Raw genomic sequence first — 11,707 nt, 5'->3', positions numbered from 1 at the left:
ATTCCCCAATCCGGTCAGGAGTTCTTGTCCAGTGCGCGGCGGGCCGCGGCGACCACGGCCTCCGCGGTGAAACCGAACTCACGGAACAGTGTCTTGTAGTCGGCGGAGGCGCCGAAGTGCTCGATCGAGACGATCTCGCCGCCGTCGCCGACGAACCGGTGCCACGGCTGGGCGATGCCCGCCTCGACGGCGACCCGCGCCTTCACGGTCGGCGGGATGACGGCGTCGCGGTAGGCCTGGTCCTGGCGGTCGAACCACTCGACACACGGCATCGACACGACACTCGCCGCGACGCCGTCGGCCTCAAGGGTCGCCCTGGCCTCGACGGCCAGCTGAACCTCGGAACCGGTCGCGATGAGCACGACCTCCGGGTTGCCGTTGGACGCCTCGGCCAACACGTAAGCGCCCTTCGCGACACCGTCGGCGTTCGTGCCCTCCAGCACCGGGACGTTCTGCCGGGTGAGGGCCAGCCCCGTCGGGTGCTGGTTGTCCTCGAGCGCGGTCTTCCACGCGGCGGCCGTCTCGTTGGCGTCGGCGGGGCGCGCGACGCTCAGCCCCGGGATCGCACGCAGCGAGGCGAGCTGCTCGATCGGCTGGTGCGTCGGCCCGTCCTCACCCAGCCCGATCGAATCGTGCGTCCAGACGTAGGTGACGGGCGCCTTCATCAGGGCGGCAAGCCGCACGGCCGGGCGCATGTAGTCGCTGAAGATCAGGAACGTCGCACCGTAGGGACGGGTGCCGCCGTGCAGCGCGATGCCGTTGAGGATCGAGCCCATCGCGTGCTCGCGCACGCCGAAGTGCAGGTTCCGGCCGTACGGGTTCATCGTGAACATGTCCGTCGACGCGGACTCCGGGCCGAACGAGTCGGAACCGTTGATGATCGTGTTGTTGCTCTCCGCCAGGTCGGCCGAGCCGCCCCACAGCTCGGGCAGCACGTCGGCGACCGCGTTCAGCACCTGACCGGACGCCTTGCGCGTGGCCACGCCCTTCTCGTCGGGCTCCCAGGTGGGCAGCTGCTCGGCCCAGCCCTCCGGCAGCGACCGGGTGCGCAGCCGGTCGGCGATCTTCTTGCGCTCCGGGTTCTGCGTGGCCCACGTGTCGAAGCGCTCCTGCCACTGGGCGCGCTCGGTCTTGCCGCGTTCCAGCGCCTTGCGGGTGTGGGCGAGCACGTCGTCCTCGATCACGAAGCTGCGCTCCGGGTCGAAGTCGAGGGCCTTCTTCACGGCGGCGACCTCGTCGGCGCCCAGCGCGGCGCCGTGGGCCTTGCCGGTGTCCATCTTCGTCGGCGCCGGGTAGCCGATCACCGTGCGCAGCAGGATGAACGACGGCTTGCTCGACTCGGCCTTCGCCGCGGCGATCGCGTTCTCGAACGCGACGACGTCCTCACCGCCGTCGACGACCTGCACGTGCCAGCCGTAGGCCTCGTAGCGCTTGGCGGTGTCCTCCGACAACGCGACGTTCGTGTCGTCCTCGATGGAGATCTGGTTGTCGTCGTAGATCACCACGAGGTTGCCCAGTTCCTGCCTGCCCGCGATCGAGGAGGCCTCGGACGTGACACCCTCCTCGATGTCGCCGTCGGAGGCGATCACGTAGACGTGGTGGTCGAACGGGCTCTCACCCGCCGGGCTCTCCGGGTCGAGCAGGCCCCGCTCGCGACGGGCGGCCATGGCCATGCCGACCGCGTTGGCCAGGCCCTGGCCGAGCGGCCCGGTGGTCGTCTCCACCCCGGGGGTGTGCCGGTACTCGGGGTGGCCAGGGGTCCTCGACTCCCACTTCCGCAGCTGCTCGAGGTCGGCCATCTCGAGGCCGTAGCCCGCGAGGAACAGCTGGATGTAGAGCGTCAGGCTCGAATGGCCTGCCGACAGCACGAACCGGTCACGCGCGGGCCACTCCGGGTCGGCCGGGTCGTGGCGCATGGTGCGCTGGAACAGCGAGTAGGCCACCGGCGCCAGGCTCATCGCCGTGCCGGGGTGACCGCTGCCGCAGTGCTCGACCGCGTCGGCGGCGAGAACGCGGACGGTGTCCACGGCGCGGGTGTCGACATCGGCCCAGTCGGCCGGGTAGTTCCGGCGCAGCAAGGGGTTGTTCTCCGCGGTCGAGGCGTTTTCCGACACTAGAACTCGGCTCCTGATCGTCTTTGGTTGAAGCTGTTTTTCGGTGCGCGCCGCGCGTCGGCGGACGCTGTGTTGTCGCGGTGTGTTGTCGCGGTGACGCTGTGTTGTCGTGGTGACGTTGTCCGTGGTCGTGGTGAGCGGGTTGTCGTGACGACATTGTCGTCGTCGCCGGCGGTCGACGTCGTCGTGGTCGGTGGACGCCGTGGCCGACCCGCCGTGCCCACCGGGTCGTGGTGCTTCCACACCGGCCGCCTCCGCACACACCACGCCGTGCTTTCCGGGCTCTGTGTCCCTCTGCCCGGACGTTCCTCTTCCCGGACGCTGTGGTGCTCGTTGTCCGGACGCTGTAGTGCCCCGTCGAGCGCTGCGACCGCGTGGACGCCGACACCGCGATCTTAATCGATCAGGCGCCGTATGCCCATGGTGCTCGCCGGGCGGGTGCCGGCCGGGTGGCCGACGCCGGTCAGCGTAATCTGCCCGCTCCGGGGGCGCGCCCGGGCGCGCCGCGACACGGGCGGTGTGACCCGAGAGGCGTCCCGCGGGCCGCGGATGTGACGTGCGCTGCGCCCCGGGGTGCCGTGCGCCGGGGCCCGGCGGGCCTCTACTACCCTTTGTCACGGAAACGGCCGATCCGCGGCTGTCACGGCGTCCGCGCCGTCACGGTCCGACCCGAATCTGACGCAGGGAGCGACATGTCGTTGGTGCACGCTGCGCATCCGCCACATGGGCGCAGTGGTCACACCAGCGCCGGCAACAACAACGTCGACGGTGCCGACCCGGCCGGAGGCGCAGGGGCCGGCGCCGACGGTGGGCCGTCGGGTGGCAGGCGTGGCGTGCGCGGTGTCGTCGCCGCCTATGCGGCCCTGGCGAAACCGCGTGTGATCGAGCTGCTGCTCGTCACCACGATCCCCGCGATGTTCCTGGCAGGCCGGGAGATCCCGAACCCGTGGCTGCTGCTGGCGACCCTCGTCGGCGGCACGATGGCCGCGGGTAGCGCCAACGCGCTCAACTGCGTCGTCGACGCCGACATCGACAAGGTCATGAACCGCACGAAGAAGCGGCCGCTCGTGCGGGACACGGTCCCGCGCACGAACGCGCTGATCTTCGGCCTGGTTCTCGGTGCGGCGTCGTTCGCGCTGCTCTACGCCACGGTAAACCTGCTGGCCGGGCTGCTCGCGATCGCGACGATCCTGTTCTACATCTTCGTCTACACGCTCGGGCTGAAACGGCGGACGCCGCAGAACGTCGTGTGGGGCGGAGCCGCGGGATGCATGCCCGTGGTGATCGGCTGGGCGGCGGTGACCGGCACCGTCGAATGGCCGGCCTTCGTCATGTTCGGCGTCATCTTCTTCTGGACGCCGCCGCACACGTGGGCGCTCGGGATGAAGTACCGCGAGGACTACGAGCGCGCCGGCGTGCCGATGCTGCCCGTCGTCGCGAGCCCGCTGCACGTCGCTAAGCAGATCGTCATCTACTCGTGGGTCATGGTCGGCTGGACGCTGCTGCTCGTGCCCGCCACGAGCTGGCTCTACGCGGCCTTCGCCGGGTTGGCCGGTGCGTGGTTCCTCTTCTACGCCCACAGCCTGTACGCCGGCGTCAAGCGCGGCCGCGAGACGAAGCCGATGGCGCTGTTCCACCGTTCCAACACGTACCTCATGATCGTGTTCGTCGCGCTCGCCGTCGACGCCGCGATCGGCATGCCGGTGCTCGGCCTGCCGTTCTGAGTTCTCTATCGCGCCACTGCAATCGGTCGGGCAGGGGGCGCCCGCGTGTCGCGCGTTCGGTGCCGAGGCGTGTCCTGGCGCCCTGAGCGGCGCTGGCGGGCGGGTGGGTTATTCACGCCGCCTCCCGGGAATTCATGCGCGGTCGCGGTCGTTGAACCTCGGCCGACCCTCCCCACGTCCGAAAGGCGCCGCCCTTGTCCGTGTCCGCCGACGATCGGGCCACCGAAACCGGTAAGACCACCGCGATCGCCGAGGAGCAGGAATACGTCACCGGTCTGTACGCCGCGCTGGACGCCGAGCGTGAGCTCGTCACCCGCCGGTTGGCCGACAGTCTCCGCGCCGTCGACGACGGCGAACCACAGGCGCAGGCCGAACGCGAGGCCGCGACGGCGACCTACAGCGACCGCATGGCGCAGCTGAAGTCGGTGGAGCAGGGCCTGTGCTTCGGCCGGCTCGACTTCACCGACGCGCGGCTCGCCCGCGGTGATGTCGAATCGCCGCTGTACATCGGCAGGCTCGGCCTGTTCGACGAGTCCGACGACTACCGGCCGTTGCTGATCGACTGGCGGGCCCCGGTGGCCCGCCCGTTCTACCTGGCCACCGCCGCGTCGCCGGACGGCGTGCGCAGGCGCAGGCACCTGCGCACCCTGACGAGGCGGGTCGTGGGCGTCGACGACGAAGTGCTCGACCTGGGGGCCGAGGGCGACAGCGACCATCTCGGGCTGGCTGGCGAGGCCGCCCTGCTGTCCGCGCTGGAGCAGCGGCGTACCGGCGAGATGAGCGACATCGTCGCGACCATCCAGGCCGAGCAGGATCGCATCATCCGCGCCGACATGGGCGGTGTGCTGGTCGTTCAGGGCGGCCCCGGAACCGGCAAGACCGCCGTCGCACTGCACCGGGCCGCGTACCTGCTCTACACCTACCGGAGGCAACTGACCACCCGCGGCGTGCTGGTCGTCGGTCCGAACAGCACGTTCCTGCGCTACATCGGCCAGGTGCTGCCGTCGCTGGGGGAGACCGGGGTGCTGCTGGCCACGGTCGGCGAGCTGTATCCCGGCCTCGAAGCGGTCGGCACCGACAGCGCGGGCGCCGCGGAGATCAAGGGACGCGTCGTCATGGCGGATGTGCTGGCACAGGCCGTGCAGGACCGGCAGACGGTGCCGGATGACGTGATGCGCATCGACGCCGAGGACAACGACGTGCTGACGCTGGACCGGCGCACGTGCGAGTGGGCGCGGGAGAAGGCGCGGGCCACGCTCAAGCCGCACAACGTGGCGCGCCGCGTGTTCGTCGACACGCTGCTCGACGCGCTCGCGGAACAGGCAGTGGCGCGGCTCGAGTCCAGCGTGCTCGACGACGTCCCGGAGGTCCCGCTGACCGAGGACGAGGCCGACGACGGCGTGCTGCTCGACGAGCGTGACTACGCGACGATCCGGCAGGAGCTGACCGAGGATCGCGCGGTGCGCGCGGCGCTGCACGCGCTGTGGCCCAAGCTGACGCCGCAGGAACTGCTCGCCGACCTGCTGACCGATGCCGACCGGCTGGCGTCGGCCACCGAGGCCTCGTTGCCGGCCGCCGAGCGGGACGCGCTGCTGCGCAGCCCCGGCTCGTGGTGGACGCCCGGCGACGTCCCGCTGCTCGACGAGTTGGCCGAACTGCTCGGCGAGGACGACACCGAGGCCAGGGAGCGGCGGGAACGGCGGGAGCGGGAGGAGCGTGCCTACGCCGAGGGTGTGCTGCACGTGCTCGAACAGGACGACGAGATCCTCGACGAGGACCAGATCCGGGTGCGTGACGTTCTCGACGCCGAGATGATCGCCGAGCGGCAGGAGGCCCGCAGCAACCTGACCGCCGCCCAGCGGGCCGCGCAGGACCGGACGTGGACGTTCGGGCACGTCATCGTCGACGAGGCGCAGGAACTGTCGGCCATGGACTGGCGAACGCTCATGCGGCGCTGCCCGAGCCGGTCGATGACGCTGGTCGGCGACGTGTCGCAGACCGGTTCGCGCGGTGGCACGTCGTCCTGGGGGCAGGTGCTCTCGCCGTACGTCGGCGATCGCTGGCGGCTGCGGGAACTCACCGTGAACTACCGCACGCCCGCCGAGGTGATGGACGTGGCGGCCGGGGTGCTCGCGGCGATCGACCCCGAGCTGCGGGCACCGCAGTCCGTGCGCGACACCGGGGTGCGGCCGTGGCAGTGCCGTGCCGACCGCAACGCCCCGGCGCCCGTGCTGAAGTCCGTTGTGGACGGCGAACTGGCCGAAGTGGACGGCGGCACGGTCGCCGTGGTCGTGCCCGAGACGCTGGCGGATGTGACGTTCGACTCGGTTCCGGCCGACGCCGAGCGCGTGTCGGTGCTGACCGTCGGCAGGGCGAAGGGGCTGGAGTTCGACTCGGTCGTCGTCGCGGCACCGGACGAGATCATCGCCGAGTCGCCGCGCGGCCTGAACGACCTGTACGTCGCGCTGACACGGGCGACGAGGCGGCTCGGGATCGTGCACACCGGGCCGGTGCCCGCCGCGCTCGAGCCCGCGGTGTCAGGTGCGGAAACCGCCCGGTGAGCGGGCGGCTAGGGTAGGCCCATGCGCAAAGCTGGCAAGATCCTGATCGCGGCGGCCGCCGCCACGGCGCTCGCGGCGTGCTCGCCGTCCCTGGAGGAACCGACCGACCAGCCGGCGGGTGAGCAGAACTCGCACACGCCCGCACCCGTGTCGGTGTCCGAGAGCGCCGCTTCCGACAGCGCCGACGGTGGCGGGCACACCGGCGGGGGCGACGGCGGCGCCACGTGCGCGGCCGACGACGTCACGGTCGACACCGCGGCGGGCGAGCCGCAGGTCCAGATCCCGCGTGACTGCGCGGCCCCGGCACAGGTCCTCACCCGCGACCTCACATCCGGGTCCGGTGCGGCCGCGACTCCACAGTCGACGGTGCAGCTGGACTACACCGTGTTCGGCTGGTCCGACGGCAGCGTCGCCGACAGCGGTACCGCGTCGATCGACCTGTCCGCGCCCGCAGGGGAGATCGAGGGCTGGTCGCAGGGCCTGGACGGCGCCCGGCAGGGCGGCGAACGGCTCATCGTGCTGCCGCCCGACCTGGGCTACTCCGAGCAGAGCGGGAACCCGCTCGCCGGCCAGAACCTCGTCGTGGTGGCCGAGATCACCGGTATCGCCTGACCCGGACCGCCCGCCCCGCCGCGAACCCGCCCCCAGCGACGCCGGAAGGTGCCGCTGGGGGCGTCGTACGTCCGGGGGCCGTCACGGGATGAGCAGCACCTTGCCGGTGGTGCGGCGGCCCTGGAGATCCTCGTGGGCGGTGCGCGCGTCGACCAGCGGGTACCGCGCCCCGACCCGGACGTCGAGGGTTCCCGCCGCCACGGCGGAGAACAGCTCGCCCGTGCGCCACGTCAGTTCGTCGCGGGTGGCGACGTAGTCGGCGGCCGTCGGGCGTGTGAGGTACAGCGAGCCGCCGGAGTTGAGCACCTGCGGGTCGATCGGCGGCACCGGGCCGCTGGAGGCGCCGAACAGCACGAGCATGCCCCGCCTGCGCAGGCACCGCAGGCTCGCCTCGTACGTGCTCGCGCCGACGCCGTCGTACACGACCGCCACGCCGTCGCCACCGGTCAGCTCGTCGACCGCCGCGGCGAAATCGCGGTCGGTGTAGCGGATCACCTCGTCGGCGCCCGCCTGCCGGGCGAGTGTCTCCTTCTCCGCCGTCGACACGGTCCCGATCACGCGGGCGCCCTTCGCCTTGGCGAGCTGGATCAGCAGCAGCCCCACTCCGCCCGCGGCCGCGTGCACGAGGATCGTCTCGCCCTCGGCCACCGGGTACGTCGAGTTGACGAGGTAGTGCGCGGTGACGCCCTGCAACATCACGGCCGCCGCCGTCTCGGCCGGCACCGCGTCGGGCACGGGGACGGCCACGTCGGCGGGCACGAGTGCCCGCTGTGCGTACCCACCGGGATGTCCCTGCCACGCCACCCGGTCGCCCGGGGCGAGGCCGGCGACCCCGGAACCGACCTCCGCCACCGTGCCCGCACCTTCGAGTCCCGGGGTGTAGGGCAGCTTCATCGGGTAGACGCCGGCGCGTTGGTACGTGTCGATGTAGTTGACCCCGGCGGCGGCGACGTCCACCAGCACCTCGCCGGGGCCGGGGGAGGGCACCTCGACGTCGGCGGGTGTGAGGACCTCCGGACCTCCGGTCCGCTCGATCCGGATGGCTGTGGGCATGCGGGTTCCTCCTCGGTGAGGTTCGTTCGGTCGTGACGGCTCCGACCCTAGAGCCCGCGCCATGATCGTGACGTGCAGCGCGTCCCGGTCCGCGCGGACGGGAGCGGCCCCTACACTGTCGCCGTGGCTGAGACCGAGAGCACCGAGCAGACCAAGGCCGAGCCGACCAAGGCGCACGTGTCCGCCGCGCGCGGCTTCGTGGCCGAGCACGGCGCGCCGACGAGGGCCGTAGTGGAGCGGATCGGGCGCCTGGGCGCCCGTGTCGTGCTGGTCGGCGCGGACGGCGCCATGGGCGACGTGGTCGTGCCGAGTACGGAGACAGGCACGGCGCTCGTCGAGGCGATCGACGATCTCGAAGCCGCCGCATGGGATTCGGACACCGTGAACTCCACGGTGATCGGTGCGGAGCACCGGCGCACGATGGCCGGTCCGCGCGCTCGCGCGTGACCGTAGCGAAGCGCACGGCTCTGCTGGTCGGCTGTGGGCGTGTGCCGCAGGGTGACGGGGACGAGCACGCCGTCCCCGACGCCCTCTCCGGCGTCGGCGTCGACACGCGGTGGGCCGTCTGGGACGACCCGGCCGAGGACTTCGCGGCCGCCGACATCGTGATCCCGCGTTCGACGTGGGACTACACGGAGCGGCGCGACGAGTTCCTGGCGTGGTGCGAGTCGGTGCCGGGGCTGGCGAACCGGGCGAGTGTGGTCCGCTGGAACACCGACAAGGCCTACCTGCTCGACCTGGCCGCCTCCGGCGTCGACATCGTTCCCACCGAGCTCGCCGCACCGGGAGAGACACCGCAGTGGCCGCGCACGGACTTCGTCGTGAAGCCGTCCGTCGGCGCCGGGTCGCGCGGTGCGGCACGGTTCACGGCCGCGGGCCACGACGCGGCGACACGGCACCTGCGCGCGCTGCACGACAACGGCCACACCGCCGTCGTCCAGCCGTACCAGCCGGCGGTCGACAGCGAGGGCGAGACGGCGCTGGTGTTCTTCGGCGGCCAGTACTCGCACGCGTTCACCAAGGGACCGATGCTCAGCGGTGCGAACCTGCACGAATCGGGCCTGTTCGTCACCGAGAAACTGACCACCGCCGCGCCGGGGGCGTCATGGCGGGCGCTCGCGGAGGACGCCCTCGACGCGGCAGCCGCGCGGCTCGGCCTGCACCGCACGGAGCTGTTGTACGCCCGGGTCGACGTGGTGCGCACCGCTTCCGGCGAGCCCGCGCTTCTGGAACTGGAGGTCAGTGAGCCGAGCCTGGGGTTCCGGCAGGCCGACGCCGACGCGCCCCTGCGGTTCGCGTCGGCGGTCCGGGCCGCGCTGATGTGACCGGCCGCCGATGTGACCGGCCGCTGATGTGACCGTGCGGGGCGGCCCGCCGGACCGGCGAAACCACCCCGCACTCGCGGTGTCAGGCGGCGACGCGCTTGGCGGCGAGCCGCTCGGGCTTGGGCCAACGGACGCCCCGGACCCAGCCGAGTTTCTCGAAGATCCAGATCAGCCGGGCCGAGATGTCGAGCTGACCGCGCAGCACCCCGTGCCGGGCGCACGTCGGGTCGGCATGGTGGGAGTTGTGCCACGACTCGCCCATGGACAGGATCGCCAGCGGCCAGAAGTTGGAGGCCTTGTCGCGGCTGGTGAACGGACGTTCGCCGACCATGTGGCACACCGAGTTGACCGACCACGTCACGTGGTGGGAGAAGGCGATGCGGACGAGCCCGGCCCAGAAGAACGCGGTCACCGCGCCCCACCAGGACCAGGTCACCAGGCCGCCGATGAGTGCGGGCAGGCCGAGGCTGGCCACGATCCACAGTGCGAAGAACCGGTTGACGATCTTCAGGTCCTCGTCGGCGAGCAGGTCCGGCGCGAACCGCTGGTAGTTCGTGACGTCGCGCTTGAACATCCACCCCATGTGGGCGTGCCAGAAGCCGCGCAGCAGCGCACCGGGGGACGTGCCGAACAGCCAGGGCGAGTGCGGGTCGCCTTCCCGGTCGGCGAACGCGTGGTGCCTGCGGTGGCTGGCGACCCAGAAGATCACCGAACCCTGCACGGCCATGCTGCCGGCGATGGCGAGCGCGATGCGCAGCGGGCGGCCGGTCTTGAACGCGCCGTGGGTGAAGTAGCGGTGGTAGCCGACGGTCACGCCGAGCGTGCCGATCGTGTAGAAGCCCACAGCGAGGCCGAGGTCGAGCCAGCTCAGTCCCCAGCCCCAGGCGAACGGGATCGCGACGATCAGCGCGGCGAACGGGATGAGCAGGAACGTCTTCAGCACCAGCATTTGCCCCGTGGTGCGGGTCTCACCGAGGAGGGGCTTCGGTCCGGACGTTCCGGATGGGGCTTCCGGCGCCTGTTCGGCAGTGCTCATGGGGAGGTGCGACCTCGTCTCGATGCGGTGGCAGGGGAGTGGGACGGTCTGGCGCTCGCGGCGGAGGCGGGCGTTCGGGCCGCCGGTGGGCGGCACCGGGTCGGAGAATACCGGCCCGCCCTGGGGTCATGGGTACGTCGGCGGTGACAGGTGACGAAACCTACGCCACCGTCGGTGTGGGCGTGGCGTGAACAGCGCCGTGTACGGCCGGGGCCATGTCGGCGGGTCAGCGGGACGGGGTGTCGTGGGCGGGCTCGGCCGTCGCGCTGTCCGCCGGGTCCGCGGATGCCACGACGGCGGCGGGGCGGTGGCTGACGGCGGGGCCGCGGTCACGGGCGGCGCACCAGAGCGCGGACACGGCGACGATGACGGCGGCGGAGCCGAGGACGTGGAACGACACGAGCTCCTCCGGTACGCCGAGCAGGTACTGCACGCTGCCGAGTGCACCCTGTGCCAGCGAGACGGCCCAGACGACCGCGTACCGGCGCCGCAGGGCCGCGGAGGGTGGGTTCTGTGCGCGGTGGCGCCACGCGGCGGCCCCGAGCGCGGCGAGCATCGCCAGGAACACGACGAGCAGCCCGCCGTGGATGAAGGAGAGCGTCTCGATGGGTGCGCCGAACCGTGGGGTTTCGGGGTCGCCCCCGTGCGGTCCTGCGCCGGTGACGGTGGTGCCGGCGGTGAGCAGCGCGGCCAGGGAGACGACCAGCGCCTGCATCAGCGGCCGGTGTCGTGGGGGCAGGACCGGCCGTGGCGCGTCGTCGCCTTCGTCGAGGGCGTACAGCAGCTGCGTCGCGAGCCAGACGAGGACGGCGGAGACGAGGAAGTGGATCGCGACGGTCCACCACAGCAGACCGGCCATCACGGTGAGACCCCCGATGACGGCCTGGGCGACGACGCCGCCGGGCATGGTCCACGCCAGCTTGACGAGCCGGGAGCGGCCAGGGTGATCGAGCTTGATGCGCCAGGCCATGATCACGCAGAGCGCGGCGACGATGCCGACGATGCCGGTGAGCAGGCGGTTCCCGAACTCGATCCACTGGTTGAACATCTCGTACTCGGGATGCTCGACCGGGAACATGCTGCCGGGGAAGCACTGCGGCCACGTGGGGCAGCCGAGGCCGGAGCCGGTGACGCGCACGACCGAGCCGGTGACGCCGATGCCACCCTGCGTGATGATCGCGGCGATCGCGATGGTGCGTTGCACGGCACGGGACGGGTACGGCAGGCGGCCGACGAGCGAGGAGAACCGCTCCACGAATGCGCTCACACTACGCAGTGTAAG

Annotated in this window: 9 protein-coding genes; 5 read left to right on the top strand and 4 right to left on the bottom strand. The window is 71.7% G+C overall.

Annotation, left to right across the window (positions count from 1 at the left end; all coding sequences use genetic code 11):
- Positions 1 to 14 precede the first annotated feature (14 nt).
- On the bottom strand, positions 15 to 2,114 hold the full coding sequence (tkt, locus tag LY12_RS08820) for a transketolase (protein ID WP_253854701.1): 2,100 nt from the start codon (positions 2,112 to 2,114) through the stop codon (positions 15 to 17).
- 692 nt (positions 2,115 to 2,806) lie between these two features.
- Here tkt and LY12_RS08815 point away from each other — a divergent pair.
- The 3 genes from LY12_RS08815 (at position 2,807) to LY12_RS08805 (ending at position 7,011) form a co-directional block, all read left to right on the top strand.
- Positions 2,807 to 3,838, top strand: coding sequence for a heme o synthase (locus LY12_RS08815; protein WP_253854699.1), 1,032 nt, complete (start codon positions 2,807 to 2,809; stop codon positions 3,836 to 3,838).
- Positions 3,839 to 4,032: 194 nt separating this feature from the next.
- Positions 4,033 to 6,399 (top strand): ATP-binding domain-containing protein, encoded by a 2,367-nt coding sequence (locus tag LY12_RS08810; protein ID WP_253854697.1) that lies wholly within the window; start codon positions 4,033 to 4,035, stop codon positions 6,397 to 6,399.
- 21 nt (positions 6,400 to 6,420) lie between these two features.
- Positions 6,421 to 7,011: an FKBP-type peptidyl-prolyl cis-trans isomerase gene (locus LY12_RS08805; RefSeq protein ID WP_253854695.1), complete on the top strand. Its 591-nt coding sequence runs from the start codon at positions 6,421 to 6,423 to the stop codon at positions 7,009 to 7,011.
- 81 nt (positions 7,012 to 7,092) lie between these two features.
- Here LY12_RS08805 and LY12_RS08800 read toward each other — a convergent pair whose 3' ends face one another.
- Entirely contained in the window at positions 7,093 to 8,064 is a 972-nt protein-coding gene (locus LY12_RS08800) for a quinone oxidoreductase family protein (RefSeq protein ID WP_253854693.1), read from the bottom strand.
- Positions 8,065 to 8,187: 123 nt separating this feature from the next.
- On the opposite strand from LY12_RS08800, the gene LY12_RS08795 reads away from it, so the two are divergent.
- Together LY12_RS08795 and LY12_RS08790 are read left to right on the top strand one after the other, a co-directional pair.
- Positions 8,188 to 8,511: a hypothetical protein gene (locus LY12_RS08795; RefSeq protein ID WP_253854691.1), complete on the top strand. Its 324-nt coding sequence runs from the start codon at positions 8,188 to 8,190 to the stop codon at positions 8,509 to 8,511.
- Positions 8,508 to 9,389, top strand: a complete 882-nt coding sequence (locus tag LY12_RS08790; RefSeq protein WP_253854689.1) for an ATP-grasp domain-containing protein — start codon at positions 8,508 to 8,510, stop codon at positions 9,387 to 9,389. Before LY12_RS08795 ends, LY12_RS08790 begins: the two co-directional genes overlap by 4 nt.
- A gap of 82 nt (positions 9,390 to 9,471) precedes the next feature.
- Here the strand turns inward: LY12_RS08790 and LY12_RS08785 are convergent, their stop codons facing one another.
- Positions 9,472 to 10,425 carry an acyl-CoA desaturase gene (locus tag LY12_RS08785; protein WP_253854687.1) on the bottom strand — a complete coding sequence of 318 codons (954 nt, stop codon included), beginning with the start codon at positions 10,423 to 10,425 and terminating at the stop codon, positions 9,472 to 9,474.
- A 226-nt stretch (positions 10,426 to 10,651) separates the two neighbouring features.
- Positions 10,652 to 11,692, bottom strand: a complete 1,041-nt coding sequence (locus LY12_RS08780) for a COX15/CtaA family protein (RefSeq protein WP_253854685.1) — start codon at positions 11,690 to 11,692, stop codon at positions 10,652 to 10,654.
- Positions 11,693 to 11,707: the final 15 nt, after the last annotated feature.

The organism is Prauserella alba (assembly GCF_024171735.1).
Classification (GTDB): Bacteria; Actinomycetota; Actinomycetes; order Mycobacteriales; family Pseudonocardiaceae; genus Prauserella; species Prauserella alba.
The sequence above is the reverse complement of the archived record's forward strand: the minus strand, read 5'-3'. Positions and strand labels throughout refer to the sequence as shown.

Coding starts and splice junctions, on each gene's coding strand:
- LY12_RS08815 (WP_253854699.1), top strand. CDS start 2,807: ATGTCGTTGGTGCACGCTGCGCATCCGCCACATGGGCGCAGTGGTCAC.
- LY12_RS08785 (WP_253854687.1), bottom strand. CDS start 10,425: ATGAGCACTGCCGAACAGGCGCCGGAAGCCCCATCCGGAACGTCCGGA.
- LY12_RS08800 (WP_253854693.1), bottom strand. CDS start 8,064: ATGCCCACAGCCATCCGGATCGAGCGGACCGGAGGTCCGGAGGTCCTC.
- LY12_RS08805 (WP_253854695.1), top strand. CDS start 6,421: ATGCGCAAAGCTGGCAAGATCCTGATCGCGGCGGCCGCCGCCACGGCG.